This window comes from Rhodobacteraceae bacterium Araon29, assembly GCA_039640505.1.
GTDB lineage: Bacteria > Pseudomonadota > Alphaproteobacteria > Rhodobacterales > Rhodobacteraceae > CABZJG01.
In genome coordinates this window covers 703,787-723,760 of sequence record CP046865.1, presented here as the reverse complement: position 1 = coordinate 723,760, position 19,974 = coordinate 703,787, and the positions used below count along the sequence as shown (strand labels likewise).

18 protein-coding genes, 1 tRNA gene and 1 pseudogene are annotated in these 19,974 nt (G+C 46.8%); 10 read left to right on the top strand and 10 right to left on the bottom strand.

Going from position 1 to position 19,974, the window contains the following annotated elements:
- Nucleotides 1–127 precede the first annotated feature (127 nt).
- Together GN278_03370 and brxF are read right to left on the bottom strand one after the other, a co-directional pair.
- Nucleotides 128–3,852, bottom strand: a pseudogene (locus tag GN278_03370) (ATP-binding protein).
- 20 nt (nucleotides 3,853–3,872) lie between these two features.
- A complete protein-coding gene (gene brxF, locus GN278_03365; GenBank protein XAT59944.1) occupies nucleotides 3,873–4,334 on the bottom strand; it encodes a BREX-3 system P-loop-containing protein BrxF in 462 nt (153 codons plus the stop codon).
- 350 nt (nucleotides 4,335–4,684) lie between these two features.
- On the opposite strand from brxF, the gene GN278_03360 reads away from it, so the two are divergent.
- On the top strand, nucleotides 4,685–5,113 hold the full coding sequence (locus GN278_03360; protein XAT59943.1) for a hypothetical protein: 429 nt from the start codon (nucleotides 4,685–4,687) through the stop codon (nucleotides 5,111–5,113).
- Nucleotides 5,114–5,283: 170 nt separating this feature from the next.
- Here the strand turns inward: GN278_03360 and GN278_03355 are convergent, their stop codons facing one another.
- The 3 genes from GN278_03355 to GN278_03345 all read right to left on the bottom strand — a co-directional run bounded on the left by GN278_03355 (nucleotide 5,284) and on the right by GN278_03345 (nucleotide 7,900).
- Complete coding sequence (locus GN278_03355) at nucleotides 5,284–6,615, bottom strand: AAA family ATPase (protein ID XAT59942.1); 1,332 nt, start codon at nucleotides 6,613–6,615, stop codon at nucleotides 5,284–5,286.
- Nucleotides 6,615–7,232: a hypothetical protein gene (locus GN278_03350; GenBank protein XAT59941.1), complete on the bottom strand. Its 618-nt coding sequence runs from the start codon at nucleotides 7,230–7,232 to the stop codon at nucleotides 6,615–6,617. The genes GN278_03355 and GN278_03350 overlap by 1 nt, the downstream gene beginning before the upstream one ends.
- A gap of 437 nt (nucleotides 7,233–7,669) precedes the next feature.
- A complete protein-coding gene (locus GN278_03345; protein XAT59940.1) occupies nucleotides 7,670–7,900 on the bottom strand; it encodes a helix-turn-helix domain-containing protein in 231 nt (76 codons plus the stop codon).
- A gap of 132 nt (nucleotides 7,901–8,032) precedes the next feature.
- Here GN278_03345 and GN278_03340 point away from each other — a divergent pair, with 132 nt between their 5' ends.
- Complete coding sequence (locus GN278_03340; GenBank protein XAT59939.1) at nucleotides 8,033–8,833, top strand: hypothetical protein; 801 nt, start codon at nucleotides 8,033–8,035, stop codon at nucleotides 8,831–8,833.
- Here GN278_03340 and GN278_03335 read toward each other — a convergent pair.
- The 5 genes from GN278_03335 to GN278_03315 form a co-directional block, all read right to left on the bottom strand.
- Complete coding sequence (locus tag GN278_03335) at nucleotides 8,808–9,875, bottom strand: tyrosine-type recombinase/integrase (GenBank protein ID XAT62522.1); 1,068 nt, start codon at nucleotides 9,873–9,875, stop codon at nucleotides 8,808–8,810. The genes GN278_03340 and GN278_03335 overlap by 26 nt on opposite strands.
- Nucleotides 9,876–9,989: 114 nt before the next feature.
- Nucleotides 9,990–10,066: transfer RNA gene (locus GN278_03330), tRNA-Arg, on the bottom strand.
- A gap of 96 nt (nucleotides 10,067–10,162) precedes the next feature.
- Entirely contained in the window at nucleotides 10,163–11,533 is a 1,371-nt protein-coding gene (locus GN278_03325) for a sensor histidine kinase (GenBank protein XAT59938.1), read from the bottom strand.
- A gap of 3 nt (nucleotides 11,534–11,536) precedes the next feature.
- On the bottom strand, nucleotides 11,537–12,958 hold the full coding sequence (locus GN278_03320) for a dihydrolipoamide dehydrogenase (GenBank protein XAT59937.1): 1,422 nt from the start codon (nucleotides 12,956–12,958) through the stop codon (nucleotides 11,537–11,539).
- The gene (locus tag GN278_03315; GenBank protein ID XAT59936.1) at nucleotides 12,958–13,677 is read right to left on the bottom strand and encodes a TVP38/TMEM64 family protein; all 720 of its coding nucleotides are present in this window, start codon (nucleotides 13,675–13,677) and stop codon (nucleotides 12,958–12,960) included. Before GN278_03315 ends, GN278_03320 begins: the two co-directional genes overlap by 1 nt.
- Before the next feature lie 261 nt (nucleotides 13,678–13,938).
- On the opposite strand from GN278_03315, the gene rpmH reads away from it, so the two are divergent.
- From rpmH to argB, 8 genes are all read left to right on the top strand, one after another.
- A complete protein-coding gene (rpmH, locus tag GN278_03310) occupies nucleotides 13,939–14,073 on the top strand; it encodes a 50S ribosomal protein L34 (protein ID XAT59935.1) in 135 nt (44 codons plus the stop codon).
- Nucleotides 14,074–14,143: 70 nt separating this feature from the next.
- Entirely contained in the window at nucleotides 14,144–14,539 is a 396-nt protein-coding gene (gene rnpA, locus GN278_03305) for a ribonuclease P protein component (protein ID XAT62521.1), read from the top strand.
- Between the two features lie 16 nt (nucleotides 14,540–14,555).
- Entirely contained in the window at nucleotides 14,556–14,756 is a 201-nt protein-coding gene (yidD, locus tag GN278_03300) for a membrane protein insertion efficiency factor YidD (protein XAT62520.1), read from the top strand.
- 44 nt (nucleotides 14,757–14,800) lie between these two features.
- Complete coding sequence (gene ttcA / locus GN278_03295) at nucleotides 14,801–15,631, top strand: tRNA 2-thiocytidine(32) synthetase TtcA (GenBank protein XAT59934.1); 831 nt, start codon at nucleotides 14,801–14,803, stop codon at nucleotides 15,629–15,631.
- A gap of 168 nt (nucleotides 15,632–15,799) precedes the next feature.
- Entirely contained in the window at nucleotides 15,800–17,605 is a 1,806-nt protein-coding gene (gene yidC / locus GN278_03290) for a membrane protein insertase YidC (protein XAT59933.1), read from the top strand.
- Nucleotides 17,602–18,345, top strand: coding sequence for an MOSC domain-containing protein (locus tag GN278_03285; protein ID XAT59932.1), 744 nt, complete (start codon nucleotides 17,602–17,604; stop codon nucleotides 18,343–18,345). The genes yidC and GN278_03285 overlap by 4 nt, the downstream gene beginning before the upstream one ends.
- Nucleotides 18,345–18,995, top strand: a complete 651-nt coding sequence (locus GN278_03280) for a YihA family ribosome biogenesis GTP-binding protein (GenBank protein ID XAT59931.1) — start codon at nucleotides 18,345–18,347, stop codon at nucleotides 18,993–18,995. The genes GN278_03285 and GN278_03280 overlap by 1 nt, the downstream gene beginning before the upstream one ends.
- 84 nt (nucleotides 18,996–19,079) lie before the next feature.
- A complete protein-coding gene (gene argB / locus GN278_03275; protein ID XAT59930.1) occupies nucleotides 19,080–19,928 on the top strand; it encodes an acetylglutamate kinase in 849 nt (282 codons plus the stop codon).
- The last annotated feature ends 46 nt before the right edge of the window (nucleotides 19,929–19,974 follow it).

Below are 19,974 nucleotides of genomic sequence, written 5' to 3'. Positions count from 1 at the left end.
CGTCTCGACGCAGCTCGTTAAGTTTCAAACCGGCTTCGGTGAGCACATTCTGCTGTTTTGAACACTATGTCGTTCCACTCTACAGAGTTGAGCTCTTCTAACAGTTCGTCGCGTGTCATAGCCGAAATCACTCTACCACAAAGCGTAGCTTGGTGGTGTCCTTGCCCTTGCAACGGTCGTTCATGAAAGCATCGAACCGCTTGCGCAGATCTTCGGGTGTTGCAGGTGATCCACCATTTAGCAGAGCTTGCCGAATATCTTCGCCCGAGACGACAACCTTGTCGAGGCCGGAAAGTGCCTCTTGCACCGCGTTGATGAACTCGGGCGTGACGGGATCGGGCAATGACTTGCTGACGACAAAGCCGGTGACGATCTTGCGGAAGCCTTCCTTCAGCAATTCAAAGTTCGACTGGATGATCGGATCCTCGAGGTTGTCGAGAAGCGTCTGCACCCATCCGTCCAGCAGCTGATCGAGCTCGTCATCGAGCTGCTTGAGCACATTGGCCGCGGGTAGCATGTCTCCCTGCTCATTTGCCGGGCGGAAGTTGCAGTGCGGGCAAACCGGGCTGACCGCCAGTTCGGAGTCGATCAGCGAGGCGCAGCTCTTCAACTTGTCGAGCTTCTCTTCAAACGTGGTGAGCTGGCTTGTCGGCATCAGCGAGATATTCGCCAAAGCCCGCATTGCAAGAAGTCTAGTGTCTTTGCGCAGTGTAGTCTTTGTCTTGTCTTCGGACACTCCGAGACGCGCCTTGCTGTGCATGCTGACATACGCAGTCACGTAGTCCTTTTTGAGCTTTGCGAGTGTCTGCCGGTGTTCGGATCCGTTCTGTCCAGTTCGGCTCTTCGACAATGCATCGAGGACCTGCTTGCGCGCATCCTGAGCCTGCTTCACCCAAGCGTGGTCAGACGACAGCACCATCTCGGCCTGACCAAGATAGCTTGCTGTGTTCCCGAGCTCGCCAATCAGGCTGATGAGTCCCTCAGTGGAGTTTAGAACCTCAAGGTTCTTCTTCTGGGCTGCGATATCATCAGAGCCAATGCGCAGATTCTTGAGCTTTCCGACCGTATTGTAGGGCGACAGGCTTTCTGAGAATGCCTTAAGCTCGTCGAGCTTCGATCTCCAGTCGCGGATTTCTTCGTCACGCAGCAAAGGCTGACCCCAGAAGCTCAATCGGTTCGCCATGTCGGTGGAGACTGCAAGCAAACGTTTTGTGAGCTTGCTGACCTCCTCCTGAAGCGCCTTAACCGGCTCGTCTAAACCTTGCGTGGCCTGCTGCGCGAGACCAGGCGGCAACTCTAGCATCTCGAAGAGCGATCGAAGCACTGCAACATTGATTTCCTTCGGCGCTTCAACGTGCTTGAACTGCTTCAACTCATCGAGTGGACGGTCTGCGAGAACCCCGATATTGCCGGAATCAATTTTGTCACCGGCAATAGCCATAACAATGTCACCAGAATAGACCAGTGAACCTAGCACAGTAACCAGGAGATCACTCTCGAGCCTGTATTTGTCAGGGCTGAAGTATTCGATATCCGCATTGCCGACGAGCAACTCGCTTCGATTAAGCACTTGCCCATGACCTTTGGCCTTTAGACGCGCGAGAACCTCTTGCGCGTATCGAGATCCAACCGGATCAATACGATTACCATCAAGCATTTCGAGGCCATCCAAGACGATCACGGCGTCTTTCGTACGGTTACTGCCGGTCAGAGCACGAAGCGCGTTGCCAATGAGCTGCTTTCTGTTGGATTCCGTTAGCAGTGCCGAGAATGTTGGGTATTCGGGTGAAAAATCAGCGAACCGACTGCTCAACGCGATCCCGGCGATTACGTTGACGACATCACGGAAGTTGATGCGTTCATCCGGACCCAAGCGCGCTTTGTCCCTGAGAGAAATGCCCTTAGTCCAATCCCGAAGTGTCTTGGACTTGCCTTGGAACGTGACATCGAATACCTCCAGCTGTTTTTCTTGCAGCCATTTGCTCATTTCGCGCAGTGCATCGCGAGCACGGTCAAGATACACACCTTTGGCGCCACCACTTGCAGTAGATGCCAGTTCTTGTGCGGCAGCGTAAAAGCTCAGCAATCGTTTGATCGTTTCGTCTGGCGCTTTAAGGCGGAAGAAAACCTCGTCGGGCTTCTGTTCGTCGCGGAAGCGTGGGGGATCGAAGGGCTGGATGAAGTACAAATAGAAATCCCGCTCTGGCTGAGCCGTCGGCCTGTCATTCGGCGCGCCAAAGAACAGATAACCAATGCGTTCTACACGGCGCTCCTGCCATTCGATCTGGTATTGCCAAATCTGGTGCCCCGTCACGTAGCTGGACTCGTCCGTGCGCTCCATGAGTTGGCGGATAGCACCGTAAAAAGCACGATCGAGCGCATCTTCGGAAAGGGTATCGGCTCGCTTCTCGATTTGAGCATCGTAGTCAACGTCCTTTTTCAGGTCGAGATAGTATTGCTCCGTGTCTGGCGCCTTGGAGATGAACTGACCATTTACCGTCTTGAGCGTCTCGCGAAGCGTGGTTTGGACCGCCGTTAGCAGATCGTCGGACGGGTCGCCACCCATGTCTTCAATACCCGGCTGAAACAGGCATAGCGTGTCGCGCAATTCCTCAGCCGTCGGTCCGACAGGCACATGGATATCCCCCCCGTGGTCAAGCGATGGACTGAAAGACCGTCAATGATGCGAAGCGCCATCGGCTTATATGCTTGACGAGTGAACCCCTTAGAGACCCTCTCCGCAAGTACATCCGAAACCTTGAGCACTGGCCCGATATTCGGATCCGAGCGAAGGACCGAATTTGTGGCCACAGTATCCCAGAACTTATCAAAGCTGATCAAACCAGGCCTATCTGAAGGGACTTCACCGTCGAGGATTGCCTGGATCTGATCACGCAATGTCACCAGGGCGCCCCGCTTTTCGGTAAACACCAGACGCTCAAACGTACCAATGTAATCCGGGTGTACTGGGAACAAACGTACATACTCATCCATTCGCTCGTTCATTGAACCATAGAATTTCGAGAAAGGTCTAAGGTAAGCGCGGATCTTGTCCTGTTGGTCCACAGACTTCTTCAATAGGCGTTCGGCGACAACGAAGCTGACATCTTGTCGTGCCAGCAAAACCTGAGTGAAACGGTCTTTCACCCTTCGCAGGCTATCTGCCACATGTTGGAAGCGGCTGCTATCAAAGATCGCTTCCTGAACGCCTGCCACAAAACGGAATCGAAGATGCTTGGCAACCTCTCCGATCTCGCGGAGGAAAGACAAGTCGCGGACGAGTTCATGATCCTTGCGTGATCGCAGGTATTCGAGAAACTCATCGACGACGAGGAGAATGCCTTGATCGGGGTGAATCTCCGCAAAAACCGACATCATTTCCTCGAACGCAGCCTTGTTATTGATGACTTTGTCAGCAGGCGGGAACGCGTAGATCACGCCGTGCTTTTCCAGAAACACTTCAAGCTGTTGGGTAATGATGTCGCGCAATGACATCTGACTGGAAATCTCAATCCGATGTACTTTGAAGCGGCCCGCAATTGTCTTTGCAGCCTCGGCCACTCTGGGGTGCTGGATCATCGGCAGAAATGCTACGTCCTCGGCAACAAGTGACAAAACTGACATCAAGTGCGACTTACCAGTACCATAGTTTCCGACCACTAAAACACCTTTGTGGTCGACCGCCTCATCGAACGAAAGTTGAGGAATCATACTATTGACGATCCGATCGGCCATGTCATCAGAGATAACATAAGTCGTTACTAATTTTTTAGCTTCATCAGGGCGATCTGCGTCAAGAAGCTGAATGACCGACTCAATGGGATCAAATTGAATAAGGTCTCCGTAACGCATTGCCATCTTTTTTTCTCCTTCTAATTTAGCCTGAACGGGACCACGCCATCACAGCTGTATTCACGAAATTCTGGGTGCCCGATTTTGGCATAGGTCAATCTTTTGTCTTTAAGTTCGCCCGGCCAAATAGCCACAACGCATCGCGCTTGGGAGTGACGTTTAAGGATATCTAAAGGACTAAGTTTCAATTCTTGGTCGAACAAAATTTCAAGGTTATCCATGAGAAGTAGATCGTTTTGCGAGAACTCATCCGACAAGCTTTTCAGCAAATCGATGGCATCAATATTTCTTCTTGGGCTTGCAATTGTAAGCAGTTCTTGCCCCAGTGCGGCGCCAACGTTTAGGATTTTCAGTTGCCGACGTTTGGCCAGTTCTCCTAGCAAATTGCTTTTTCCTGAGTCTGGTGCACCGATAAGCAACAAAAGCTTGCTATTCATCACGGCAAGATCTTCGACAACCCGTTCAATTGAGCTAACTTCCATAATGCAAATGATCTTTTTTCTAGCACTTTTGAAATCAACTTTGCATACAATAACTTGTAAAACAACAATGTATTCTGCTTTTGCCAGCGTAGTTTTAAGTGGCGCAGTTTTGGTGTCAATATCAGCCAGTCCTTTGCTGATGGGGCTGTAAAGCTAAAATCATTGGAAGTCTCGGTGTGGATCTATAATTTATGGATTAGACATAGTGTTAAGAGCTGCTTAGCTGGCATCTGCACGATCCCTATAATGCTGCAGGCCAAATTTACGACCAAACCGTCCGCAATTTAAACTTGGCTAAAAACCTGATACATTGGAACTAGATAAAAACACATAAATACAGGTCTTGTTGCATGGGTCAGGTTCGAAAAAGGTCGGTTACTGAACAGCAAAAAGAATTTGTCAGATACCACGTAGTGGAGCGCCGTAATCCCACCGAAGCTGCACGCATGGCGGGATATGCTTTTCCAAAGCAAGCAGCTTATGAATTGACTCGGAACCCGGCAATATCACCGTTATTGCGGCAGGCTCGACAAACGCTTTATCAAGGCGAACTTGCCAACTTGTCAGGTGACACTTTGCGGCAGGTGATGCTAGATCCGGAAACGCCTGCCAGTGCCAAAGTGTCCGCCGCACGAACAGCGCTAGAATTAGCCGGTGATCTTGGAAAAGATGCTGACACAAGTTTATTGGATAAGAGTTCTGCTGAGATGACGCCAGATGAATTGAGCCGAATGATTGAGCGATGGGAAGACGAGCGATATTCAAACTCGCATGAGTAAGTATGATCTTTTTATAGATTGGAAAGTGGAAAACGTAGAGTGCACAAGCTCTTCTTGCAGAAGTTCAAAACAAACACAACGACGAACGACACACTACACCCCTATAGGGGTGTGTAGTGTAGTGTCGTTCTGATGTCGTAAAAATATCGAACGACACTTTGCTACTGTCGTTAATATGTCGCGCTGTCGTTCAAAGAATAAAAATCGCTCTTACAGTTTACTAAGTTTTTGAAAACTAGACGTTCTCTCGCCCGGGGGAACGCGGCTTCCTTGCTCTTAAGCTTGTCACCCGTGTGTCGTTCATAAAAAACCTTTCGCCAGTCTTCGAGTGGAACCTTTGCCAGTGGAGTGTCACCCGCCAAACACTCTTTCAATGTTTCCAAAGCCAGTTTCTCATTTGGATTTGCTTTGGTGCTGGCCCTCCGACTGACTTCAACTTGTTGCAGAACCATTGATGGCTCAATGCTGACTTTGACAAACTGACGCATATCGAAGGGCGTGCCATCTTTCTGCTTTTGGCATTTCACCGTTATATCATGATCACCAAGAGAATTGACGACGATTTCAGTGTCGAGCGCACCTTTGAAAGCTGTAGAGCCGCGCGCTCGATCCTGATTGGCATGACCCGTGTGATGAACCAGCATGACAGAGCAGTTATAGTCATCTTTAAGTTTGTCAGCCGCACGAATAAGCTCGCCCATGTCTTTGGCACTATTCTCATCCATACCGCCCATATGCCGAGCAACTGTGTCAATGATAATTAACTTTGGCTCGCCTTTAGACAGAGCGATGGTTTCGATTTCTCTGCAAAACGCATTTCGATATTCTTCATCGAATAAATTAATCGCCCGTCTGGTTAGTGCCAGATTTACACGCTTGATGTTCTGCCCGTAATGGCTACACCAAGCCTGTACGCGACGGGGAATGCCAGTATGGCCTTCTCCGGCCGACATAATTACGGTTCCTGCTGTTACCTGCATCTCATGGTAAGGGATGCCGGTGGCTATTGACATTGCCATATCAAGCGCGACAAAAGTTTTGCCTGACCCCGATGGGCCTATCAGGCCGATCAAGGCAGGTGTTTCGATTATACCATTGATCAGATAATCTGGATCTTTGATTTCAATATCACCAATCATGGATAAAATCTGTCTTGGCGGCGGGATGAATGCCTGATTTAAACTGTTTGACTTCTGATCAAATCCCTTTGAGCGCGCACCATCAATCATCTTTTGCACTTCTGAAGATGTCTCTTCGGCCGTATAGCCCTCTACTGTATGGGCTGCCCCAAGAGTATGTATTTCCTCATCATCAAGACCCTTAGCCACCCAACTGCCAACCATCACGAGCATATTGTTATGCCAGTTCTTACCGCTCAATGCTGCTTGTGAAGCGGCTTTCCTATTGAGTTTTAATGGGATTGGAATTGGACCAACATCTGTTTTTGATGGCTCCATTGGCTGTTCGATTTCATCCCACTCATATATGCTCGATAAGGGCATCAGCTCGTATTAACCCTCATTTCTGTAAGCTCATTCACATACCCTCTCGCTTGCTTTGTTAAATCCGGGTAGCTGACTGTGCCAGCAACACGCATTATGCGAGAGGGATTGCTCACCGCCGGATCTGTTTTGTACCTCTTTGCCAGATCCAGTTGCCGATTGCTCCAGAGCGTCAAATCTGTGCAGGGTTCGTCAAACCGCCAGTATGCATGCCGACGCTGGTGTGGGATAGTGCCAGTAATCACGACCAAGTCAGGCTCAATTTTAGAGGTAAGCGCTTCTAATCCGTTGATGCCAGGTTTGTCATCTGCGTCCACAAATGTGTAATGCGCGCGCAGGATATCCCCATCCTTGGCTGCTTTGCACACCGAACTTTTTTTAATAGGGTTAATCGTCATATAGATGTTCAGCCCGATGTTGTTCATTTGAACAGCGAGATCCACCGCATCGTCACATTCCTTCAGTTCAAAGCTTTTAATGACAGGCGTTCGTTCTTTGCCCAAACAGCGAACCTCGAATAAGCCGTCTTCGTTTGAATGATTGCTCCAGTCTCGAGTGATCTCCGATATGAAGCGTGCTATAGTGTCTTTGTCAGCCCTTAGAGCATCACAGGTCATATTTGGTTCCTCGATGCATTTTGCAGATTGAACGCTCGTTTGTTCCAAGGTGGGTTTCTGACATTAAGAAGCACCTATTCCCGAGACCAGCACGCGTTGGGTATACTTTTTGAGCTGTGTGGTAATATTCCGCGCTTTCCTAGGCATTCCGCTGGTTAATTGCATCACCTGCCCCATAGGGACGCCGTAGCGCGTATGGAGCAGTCGCCTTAGAACGATTATGTCAGTTGGATAGCTGAACGCCTCAAAGCGGGCTACACCATGCCTTGTGCCGACACAGCGTTGTATTAAAAACTGCGCGTGATCTGGGCAAACGGCCACACGGAGTTTTGGGTTGACATAAAACAGAACGCCTTCGTAGTTCTCGGACGTTTCCCGAGTAGAGTATGCTGCGTAATTTTTTTCTTTGAGCCCTTCATGTTTATACCCCTGGTGTGTCATGTGCACTTTACTTTGGGACTTGTCTGCCCCGCACCTTGTAACTTTTGCTGTAAGGCGACCTTTGGGATAACTATTCGACTGCCGATTTTGATCGATGGTATTTCGCCGGAATGGATCCCTTGGTACGCTGCAGAGCGTCCGATCCCAAGTACTTCAGCAGCTTCAGGGACTGTATAAGTTAGTTTTTTGATGCTGCCAGGTTGAGCGGTATTGATATTTCTGTTCATTCTGATCCTCGCAAATTGTAAGCGACAGCACTGTCCATCATTTAAAAAACTAATATATCACTTGACGAGACTATAAAATAAAATTTATCGTGACATAGATAAGTCGTCTATTTACCGTCTGGATTTGAAATAATGACCGATCTGTTATGGTTTGAGTGTCAAAAATGCCCAGAAGGGTACACGTTTGAGGAGTTAAAACCCCAACATGTGGACATCACAGTCAAACCCAAAAAACCGATAGAAACCTTCGATTTTAAGTCAAAGGCATTCGCCCCGCGATGGGTCCAAACTATACTTGATGAATGGTATAACACATACAATGGTATTGAATTTGGCATTTATATTTTGGCAAAAAGTGAAACGCTTAAAGCTTGCAATCCTCTTAAAAATAATCCAGCTGCCTTTATGGAATATGGTGCAGCCTCAACCTGTGCTCAAACGGCTTTAGCATTTGTAAATAAATACGGTATCCCGGGTTTGGATTTGTGTGATGGGTTTAGTCATACACCGGTTTCCGTTCCCCTCGAAAAAATTCAACGTTCTGCTTCTAGAATGGCAGAAGCGATTAGAATTTGGAACGAAGCTAAGCAAAGCGGTAATCATGAAGAGCTTGTGGGATTCAAATTTCTTGAAAGATTTGATGACCCTGATTTGTTAATTTTCTCCGGTGAAGTTAAAATAGATATTCGAAAGCGACATGGTGGTGGGCCTCCTTTTTTTGCTATCTCCCCTATCAATCTGACCGCAGCATTATGGGTGCAATTTGCACAAGCAGTTACAAACCAAACCCAACTAAAACAATGTGCGATCTGTCCATCGTGGTTTGCCTTTGGAACTGGATTTGGTCGTAGGAAAAGTTCACATTATTGCTCTGATAAGTGCCGGAAAGCAGCTCATAGAAAAAGGATTAAAGCTCTCGAGCAGGACATTTAACCCCCTGCAATCTTTTGAACCATTCTTCCAGTCTTTCCAGTTGGTATCCTTCACCATAGCTATTTCCTATGGAGCTGACGGATTTCCAACCCCCTATCTGATCGATCATGTCCATGGGGCACTCTACGGCTCTCAGGCGGTCTCTGAAAGTGTGCCTGAGGCAATGTGCAGTACGGCCACCAAAGTCATTCTTGAGCCATTTGTTAAGTGCATTGGACGCATGGGTGGCATAGCATTTTCCGTCTCGGATATACCTCGGGAATAGATGCTGGTTGTCTGAATGCTTGAGAGCTTCTTCCACTGCCAGCTTTGCATAACCAACCAGTGGTAATACCCTTTGACTGTTTCTTGTTTTTAATCTTCTCGCTGAGTTAGGTATTATGTGGATCAGGTCATTTTCAAGATCTATGTCGTCTAGTCTCAGTCCAACTATCTCAGCCAGTCTACAGCCTGTTTCACCAAGTAGAGGCATAAGCAGCTTTACCTGACTGCCTGAGGCTAGCGCTTTGTCGTATCCCTGCTTGAGCTGCTCAGTGGTGAAGGTACCTCTCTTATGGCTATCCTCTCCCTCTGCCTTGATGATCAACCCTGAGAAGGGGTTTCGTTTGTCCAAGTCCAGTTCCGCATAGGCATAGCTGAGGATAGCTGACAGGCTGTTAATCCTTCTTCTGATCGTAGCGGTTTTATTGCCCTTCATTTCGAGGTGGCGGACATACAGCTTGGCATCTTCTCTGCTGTATTCACTCACATCTCGATCACCCGCTAATGCTATAAATCCTGCCAAAGCTATCCTTGGTGGCCTCTCATCTATGTCCCTGAGTGTTAAGTACTCGTCGGCTATTTCAGACAGGACAAAGGAACGAGGTTTAAAGCTGATCAATAAAGCAGGAATATCTACTGGCTGTATCCTACCTGCATGATTACTCCATGACCCCTCAAGTACATCACTCAGACGTTTTGCATAGGCTTCAGCTTCAATAGGACATCTGGACAGAGCTTGCCTGATGAATGACCCATAATCTTTCACTGCGTGTTTTGGCACACGTCTGTTGTAGTAATAGGTGCCTGAACGACAAATTGTGTACGAAATGTGTGACACGACGGTCTCCCTCGATGATTAAACTCGAAGGAATTTCAGTAAGTTAGTCTGAAAGTGTGGCGCACCGGGGAGGATTCGAACCCCCGACCCCTTGATTCGTAGTCAAGTACTCTATCCAGCTGAGCTACCGGTGCCTATAGCGGCGATCTAAGCCACTCGTTCAGGCTTTGCAAGAGGCAAAAATAGTTTCGCCAAAAACTAATTTGTTTAACATCGCTTTGCACTGCGCTCTATTTAGGCAATTTAATCTGGAATTTTGTGCCATTTTGGTTTGACCAAACAAGATTTATCTCACCCCCGTGGCCCCGAATTAACTCTTGGCTAATTGATAAACCCAGCCCAATACCGCCTTTGCGTACAGACCCCCTAAAGGGTTCGAACAAATGCGCTCTGGCGTCTTTGGGCAAACCTAAACCTGTATCAATCACATAAATAAGCCACTTATCCGCATCCTCTGATGCAGTCACATTGACTGTTCCTCCAATCCCTTGCAGATCTATAGCTTGCCGGGCATTTCGCACAAGGTTGGACAAAGCTCTGTAGAGTTGATCTGGATCTACACTAATATTCATATTATCCGGGACCAAATTCGCGATAATAGTCTTTTTGCCTGTCACCCAAATACGCTCGTTGACAACAACATCTTCTACAATCTGGTACAACGCAGTTTGCCTAATTTGCACCTCTGGTTCCTGCACTTTACCATAGCGCAATGTGCTTTCAGTTAAATTTACAGCTCTAGAAACACTGGCAATCAACTTTGGAGTGAGGCTTTTTACAAAGGGATCTTGGCTACTGTCCATGCGGTCAGAAAGCAATTGCACAGTGCTCAGTATATTTCTTAGATCATGACTTAATTTGGAAACTGCTTCGCCAAGTTGTGCCAATCTATCCTTTTGCTTTAAAGCCCCAGTCAGTTGATTTTGCATTGTTTGCAAAGCGACTTCCGCTTCCTTTAATTCAGAAATTTTTGCAGTGGGCTTGATGATTTGCCGCGCATCTTCTGGAGATAAAGCATAAGACTTCATATGGTCAATAACCCGATTTATTGGTCTTACCATAACGATGCGTACAGCCAAAAAAAGCAATAATGCCGTAAATACAGATATGACAGCAGATAAAATAAATACACGCAGGCCATAATTAATCATAGCAATGCGTAAATCTTGTGTTTGCAGAGTAACCTCGATCAATGAACCACCCATAAGCCTAGGTTCCCCAATCACTCTGATAACTCTAAGCTCTGGGTCAGCCAGCCTGTTTAATGCATCACTTATTAGGTCCCATATGGTTGCGGATCTTAAATCAAACGTCTCATGCACTGGTTTTGGCAATTCAGAAGATAAAACTAATTCGCGCGTTGCATTTCGGCGAAGTACAACATTAAAAACTGCTGCGTTTTCAAGGAGCTCTTCTTCCAACTCAAGTGAAAGCATATCATCTGCTAGCAATGCGAGCGAGGCTATTTGTGCTCTTTCAATGCGCGCTGACAAAAATTCAACGCGAAATCGGGAAATAGAGGGAATGAAAATGAAAATCTCAGCCAACATAACGAACACAATCGTCAACACCAAAAACCGGCCAGACAATGTGTTAAACATGATTTACGGCACCCATTTTTGCACGAAACGCACCAGTCGTTTTACCGTTTCACTTTCAAAAAGACGAGGAGCATAGTAATTGCCTACAACCCTTTTATTTATTTCTCCCAAGGTAGGATAAGCTGAAACCATCCGCGCAATGTTCGATAACTTTACGCCGTTCGCAATTACAAAGGCCCAGAAATTAATAAGTTCACCAGCTTGGCGACCAACAATTGAAACCCCCACGACTCTACCGCGATAGATGAGGATTTTGATAATCCCTTCGGTTGATCGTTCTGCAGTGGCGCGGTCATTTTGATCATATGAAAACCGGCTAACCGCCAATTTCTTACCGTATTTAACCCGTGCCAGTTCTTCTGTGAAACCAACTTGGGCCAATTCAGGTTCCGTAAAAGTAACGTAGGGTATATGCCCATTTTTCACACCAGATGGTAGACCAAAAAGACTAGACCGAAGCACTATCCCGGCATGGTACGCGGCTACATGAGTGAATTGTAGCCCACCAATTACATCACCAATGGCGTAAACTCGCGAGTTGGTAGTTTTAAGGTTGGCATTGACTTGGATACCCTTTTCGGAACGCCTTATTCCCGCGGCTGACAAGTTGAGCTTTTCCAGATTAACCCTCCGACCGGCAGCTACCAAAAGGTGTGACCCCCCGATTTTTTCACCATTAGAAAGTTTAACTTCAACCCCATTTTCTGATTTTGAAACTTTTGCCACTTTGATTTCTTGTCTGATTGCCACGCCTTCTTCACGCAGCTTATTTTCCAGCACACCAACCAACTCTGGATCATCACGTGGTAAAATTTTAACCGCTTCCAGTAAGGTCACATTAATTCCAAGGCGCCGGTGCGCCTGAGCCATCTCGACACCAATCGGCCCACCACCAATAATAATCAAATGGCTCGGCGTATTTTGCAATTCAAACAATGTTTCATTGGTCAAATACGGAACTTCTGGTAACCCCTCAATAGGAGGTACAAAAGCAGAAGACCCTGTTGCGATGACTATTCTTCGGGCTTTAATTCTATACGGCCCGGCGTCAACCTCTCGGTCAGAAATGAACCTACCATATTCACGAATTACCTTTACGCCCAGCGCTTCAAATCGTTCCTGACTATCGTGGGGTTCAATTTTTGAGATGATATCTGCGACATGCGAAAGAACCGCCTGGTAATTCACCTGAGGGGTTTGGGACTTCGTGCCAAATGCGTCTGCGCCCCGAAAGGCATGCGCAGCCTTTGCCGCTGATAGTAACGCTTTAGAAGGAACACACCCGAAGTTAAGGCAGTCACCACCCATTCTGTTCCCCTCTAAAAGGATTACGTCTGCCCCCATTTGAACGGCTGCCGCTGCGACAGACAATCCACCTGAACCAGCTCCAATCACGAGAATATCAGTTTTAATATTCTGCTCCATTAAAACTCCTTGGGCCTAAAGATACGAATAAAGGCAGGCGCCCCAACAAGAAGTGCAAGACCGACAAGAGGCCCAAGAACATGGGGGGACCAGATGAGAGAGATGTCAGGCTTTCCGGACTGATCGAAAACATCTCCAATACCTACCCCTATCCAAGTGAAGACTAAAGCACCCGGGATGATACCCAAAACTGTCGTTAAAACGAAATTTTTAAACTTAACCCCTATGAGAGCTGCCATTATATTTACGGCAAAGAACGGTATGATTGGCAACAATCGCAACATAAGCAACACGCTAATTTCATTTTCAAGCAACTTTTCTTTAAAAACAGCCATGCGCCCACCGAACCGATCAATTTTTTTTGTTACCAGTTTGCCTAAACCTGCTCTTGCAGCCCCAAATATCACTATTGCACCGGTCGAAGCAGCTGAGACATTCAAGACCGTACCAACCGGCAGGCCAAACAAAAAACCACCAGTAATGGATGTCACACTTGCACCCGGAAGGGAGAATGACACGATTAAAACATAAAAACTCAAAAAACCTACGATCATCAATCCAAAGTGCGCATCTCGGAACTCAACCAATATTTGACGATTTTGCTGCAAAGTTTCAAAGGTCACTAAGTCACGCAATAAAATAGCCCCGACTAGGGCCCCTGCGAATAAAATTAACAAGGGTCCAAATTGCTTCAAACGATCGAAAACCTTAGACTTCATTTTTCTTTCCCAGTTTTTGTGATCATAAATTGACCCCGAAAAATGCATTATGCTAGATTGCTCACAGTTTATTGATCAAAGTCCCTTAAAAAGTGAAATATCAACACAACTTACAGTTTTCATAAATATTGTCACTGCATGCTAAAAATCCTTCTTCAATGATTTGACTTATGCAATTAACAACCTTATAGGCGGTGCTTCAATAGAGGTGACTGGCGCGAATCCATTTTGTGCCCACCCCGATTTAACGGAGACGATGCTATGAAGCGCACATTTCAACCTTCCAACTTAGTCCGCAAACGGCGGCATGGATTTCGCGCCCGCATGGCTACTAAAGCTGGCCGCAAAATTTTGAATGCGCGGCGTGCTCGTGGTCGTAAATCACTGAGTGCCTGAGGATCTCGGTTACCCCGATATATAAACTCATTAAATCGACAGGTATATTATGACCGGCCGGCTGGGACATATGTTGTTTACGAAGGAATCCCAACCTGCAGCTGATCCTCAGAAAAATGTCTTGGCGAGACTTAGTTCTCGTAATCAGTTCATTGCAGTCAGCAAAGGACACCGAGCTTTTTGCAAAGGTCTAATCGTCCAAGCCCTCCCGCAGCACCCAATTAACGGCAAAAAAATACGCGTTGGGTTCACCTGCTCAAAAAAAGTTGGAAACGCTGTCACACGAAACCGCGCCAAACGTCGGCTACGTGAAGTGGCGCGCACTATCCTCCCAATATCTGGCTTTAGCGGATGGGATTACGTGCTCATTGGTCGTGTCCAAACCACGGTTGGAGTATCTTTTGCAGAACTGAAGGCTGACCTGAGGCAAGCTCTTTTGACAATTCACGCGTCAACCAAGATATGACCCCCTTGCTTTTGTAATATCACTTCCCATCCGCGCTTACCGATTGTTCTTATCGCCTCTGGTCGGCAGAAATTGCAGGTATCACCCCACATGCAGTGCTTATGCCCTACAAGCATTACAGCGCCATGGCGCGATAAAAGGCATTTGGCTTAGCTTGCGCCGAATTGCGCGCTGTCATCCTTGGGGCGGATCGGGAAATGACGAAGTACCTGATTAAACCAACACCTTGATTGGGCACAGTGAAAAGTCTAAAGCATTTACATGCTTGATGACAACACCGATATCCACCCACTTTTTACAGGCGCGCCGTCGACGACCGAATTTAAAAAGCTGCGGAAGCGGATAATACGCAATGTACGTGAAGCTATAGAACAATACGGAATGATCGAGCGGCACACTCGCTGGCTTGTTTGCCTTTCAGGCGGTAAAGACAGTTACACTCTTCTGGCTGCTTTATATGAATTGAAGTGGCGCGGCCTGCTGCCGATTGATATATTGGCTTGCAATTTGGATCAGGGTCAACCCGGGTTTCCAGCAACTGTCTTACCTGAGTTTTTTCAGAAAATGGGTGTCCCTCATCGAATTGAGTATCAAGATACCTACTCTATCGTCGTTGATAAAGTGCCACAGGGGCGCACATATTGCGCGCTTTGCTCCCGATTGCGGCGGGGTAATTTATATCGAATAGCGCGCAAGGAAGGATGCAGTGCTGTGGTTCTAGGGCATCACCGGGATGATATCCTTGAGACGTTTTTCTTGAACCTATTTCATGGTGGCCGTCTAGCGACAATGCCACCAAAATTACTGAACGAAGAAGGCGATCTTTTCGTATATCGTCCACTTGCACATGTGGCAGAAGTCGACTGTGAAAAATTTTGCAGAGCCATGCAGTATCCTGTTATTCCTTGCGATCTATGTGGCTCACAAGACGGATTGCAACGCCAACAGGTAAAGCAAATTCTGGATAATTGGGAAACCAATAACCCAGGTCGAAGACAAGTTATGTTTCGCGCTCTAATGAATGCCAGACCCTCACATTTGTTAGACCCAAAACTATTTGATTTTTGCAGTCTGGTCAGGGAAGACAAATAAACTTTTATCATGCTCGCGGGGCAAGTTGAGCCATGTGCAAGAAAAAAACACGCTTAATGGACCTAGACATCAAGCAAAAGTGATAAAAACACTGTTCCCCTCTTGACCTTTGCCACCGTACTCTGTTGAACCCAGCAAAGACAATATCTGCTAGGGTGGCAATCGATTATGGACGATCAAAACAGAAACCTTATTCTGGCTTCGGCGCTCAGCTTTGTGGTTATCATCGTTTGGTTTGTCATGTTCCCGCCACCTGAACCGGTGAGCGTGGATCCAAACGCCCCTGAGGTCCAGACAACACAAAACCAATCACCATCATTGCCATCTGTTTCAGAAGCTGAACAAACAGCAACACCACAGGCTGTGTCACCTGCCCAAGAAGCCCCCCGTATCCCAATTGAAACTGATCGACTGAGTGGATCAATTTCTCTTAAAGGTGGGCGCATTGATGACCTATCGCTGCTAGATTATCGCGATACTCTTGATGAGGGCGCAAACAATGTCACGTTACTGCGCCCCGTCGGACAAAGAGGTGCCTATTATGCAAGTTTTGGCTGGGCGGCGATTTCAGGAACTTCACCAGATCAAGTGCCAACTCCTGATACGATTTGGACCCTGCAAGGCAATAACGCTCTGAGGCCAGAGTCGCCAATTACACTCACGTGGACCAATGATATCGGTATCCAATTTCGGCGATTTATCTCGGTCGATCGTGACTATATGTTCACAATCGAACAACAAGTAGTCAACAATTCTACCAATAGCATTGACTTACGCCCCTACGGTTTGATCCGCCGCCATGGTGAGCCCTCAGATCTAAAGAATTTCTTCATCCTCCACGAGGGTCTCATTCGCATGTCAGATGGTAATCTTTCTGAAGAGAATTATGACGATATTCGCGACTATAAAATTGATGAACGCGAAGGAACACATGCAGATCGGATAGAAGTCGCCGAAAATGGTTGGATCGGCTTCACTGACCATTTTTGGATGACAAACCTCGTGCCACAGTCAGGCACAGGGTTTAGATCAACTGCAAAATATTTCGAAGCTGCAGACATATACCAAACTGAAACTGTTTTGCAGCGCCAAACGGTTGCTATTGGTCAAACCGCTTCGGTCAGCACGCGTTTTTTTGCTGGTGCAAAAGAATGGGAGGCTATCCGCGGGTATCAATCAGCTGGAGTTGACAGGTTCACCGATAGTATTGATTGGGGTTGGTTCTTTTTCCTAACAAGGCCTATATTTGTGGTGCTACACTGGCTGAATGTACTAATCGGGAATATGGGATGGGCAATTATCGGCCTAACCCTCCTGATTAAAACTTTGCTCTTTCCATTGGCCTACAAATCTTTTGTTTCAATGGCGAAGATGAAGAACCTACAGCCAGAAATGGAAAAAATTAAGGAGCGAGCAGGAGATGATAGGCAGAAACTGCAGCAAGAAATGATGGCTCTTTACAAAAAGGAAAAGGTTAACCCAGCCTCTGGCTGTTTGCCTATTTTACTACAGATACCAATCTTTTTCTCTCTTTATAAAGTTATTTTTGTCACGCTTGAATTGCGTCATGCTCCTTGGCTTGGATGGATTACAGACCTTAGTGCTCCAGATCCATCTTCGATTTTGAACCTCTTTGGTCTTCTTCCCTTTGCACCACCAGATCCCTCGTCACTTTTCGCAATTGTTTCTTTAGGCATTCTGCCGATTTTGCTTGGGATATCGATGTGGATTCAGCAAAAGTTAAACCCCGCCCCCACTGATCCAACTCAAGCAATGATCTTTGCTTGGATGCCGTGGGTATTCATGTTTATGCTAGGGACTTTCGCCAGTGGTCTTGTCCTCTATTGGATCGCAAACAACACGATCACTTTCACACAGCAATATTTAATCATGCGAACACAAGGCTATAAACCCGATGTGTTTGGGAATATCAGATCAAGCTTTCAGAAAAAAACCAAACCGGATAAAAAATGATGCCCCACGTTACACAAATCTGGCGCTATCCAATAAAGTCACATAGCCGAGAAGAGTTATCGAGCATTGCAGTGGCTGCTGGTGCAACTTTACCGTGGGATAGAGCTTGGGCAGTTGCCCATGAGGCTTCAGATGCCGATGGCACCACATGGGCACCATGCCAGAATTTCAGTCGCGGATCTAAAGCTCCGCTTTTAATGGCTATTAGCAGCAGCTTTGATGAAGCCACCGGTATTATGACCCTGAAGCACCCCGATCTGCAGGACCTATCTTTTAATCCCGACCTTGAGCATCAAAAATTTCTAGATTGGGCAGGCCCTCTTGTTCCCTCAGAAAGGGCGCAATCAGCCCGCTTGGTGCGATCCAAGCAAAACGGATTAACTGATACTGATTATCCATCGATCAGTATCGGTAATTTGGCATCACATCGAGCCGTTTGCCAAAAATTTGGACGTGACTTGTCGCTTGCTAGATGGCGGGGAAATATATGGGTTGATGGGTTGGCTCCCTGGGAAGAATTTGAATGGCTAGGCAAACAATTAAAAATTGGCAGTGCTGTTTTTGAAGTACGCGAACGCGTTGTTCGCTGTATGGCAACTACTGCAAACCCAGAAACGGGAAAGCGCGACGCTGATACTTTGGGTACCTTAGAAACTTGGGACCATCGTGATTTTAATGTTTATGCTGTTGCAGTTTCATCCGGCAGAATTAATGTCGGTGATCCAGTAAGCTTTGCTTGATGAAACTAGAATTTCCCTTAGCAGAGCACCCTAATGCGCAAAACAGCGAAAAGGGACGTCTTTTATTTGCGCGGCAATCTGATTTTGTAAAAGGTGTCGTTTCTATGTCTGGTTTGCCCGCAGACGATAGATTAGAAGTTTGTTTTGCTGGGCGATCAAACGTTGGAAAATCAACTTTGATCAATGCTGTAACGGGTAGAAAGTCTTTAGCCCGCGCTTCGAATACTCCTGGCAGAACGCAGGAAATTAATTTTTTCACTGCAGCTGAAAGTCTTTATTTAGTTGATCTGCCAGGATATGGGTATGCAAATGCGCCTCTTCCTGTGGTCGAAAAATGGCAGCGGTTACTCAAACAATATTTAGCTGGTCGCCAATCCTTGCGGCGTGCCTTTGTACTGATTGATATGCGGCACGGTATCAAATCTGTTGACCAAGAGATACTAAGCCTTTTGGACAGCTCTGCAGTAACCTTTCAATGCATATTGACCAAAGCGGACAAGATAAAAGAACCAGCCCGCGAGGCCACGTTAACGCAGGTGCGCGAAGCCCTATCAAAACACCCCGCAGCTTTCCCTGAGCTTATTGTCACCTCAGCAGAAAAAGGGTGGGGTATTGAGACCTTGCGTGCCACAATCGCTACTCTTGTTTAACACTGAGAATTGGCCCTCTTGCGCATTTGACCACAATCATAGAAAACCATTGTCATCATCAAGAAATATGTAAAGGCGATAGCCATGAACCGAGACTGGATTGCAACTGCCCGTACCTTGTCAGAGGCCTTGCCATATTTGCAACGCTATGATGATGCAATCGTTGTTATTAAATTGGGCGGGCATGCAATGGGCAGCGATGAAACTTTAGACACATTTGCGCGCGATATCGTACTGATGCGGCAGGTGGGAATTAATCCAGTTATTGTTCACGGCGGCGGTCCCATGATTAATACAATGCTGGAAAAACTAGGTATTCAATCTGAGTTTGTGAACGGCAAAAGGGTCACAGATAAAGCCACGATGGAAGTCGTTGAAATGGTTCTTTCTGGTCGCGTTAATAAGAAAATTGTACAGGCCATAAATAATCAGGGCGGTCAGGCCGTTGGTCTTTCTGGTAAAGATGCAAATCTAATGATTTGTGACCAAACAAATCCTGATCTTGGTCTTGTTGGCACCCCTCAAGTGGTCAATCCAGATGTCTTAAAGACGTTGTTTGATAATGACCTTATTCCAGTGATTGCTCCTTTGGGGGCAGGTCAAAAAGGTGAAACGTACAACGTCAATGGAGACACAGCCGCCGGGGCGATTGCTGCAGCGTTAAAGGCAGACCGTTTGCTATTGTTGACAGACGTGGACGGTGTCAAAAATTTAGAGGGTGACATTTTAACAGAGTTGACTTCTGATCAGATTATTAGCCTGATAAAAGATGGAGTAATCGCCGGAGGGATGATCCCAAAAACTGAAACCGCGCTAAAAGCCATTGAAAACGGCGTTAGAGCAGTAGTCATTCTTGATGGCCGTGCTCCCAATGCATGCTTGCTGGAACTTTTCACAGAACACGGTGTTGGATCTTTGATCCGAAAAAAATAGAAAACCTCACATCAATGCTTGAGCTTTTTACTGGCAAGATTAAGTT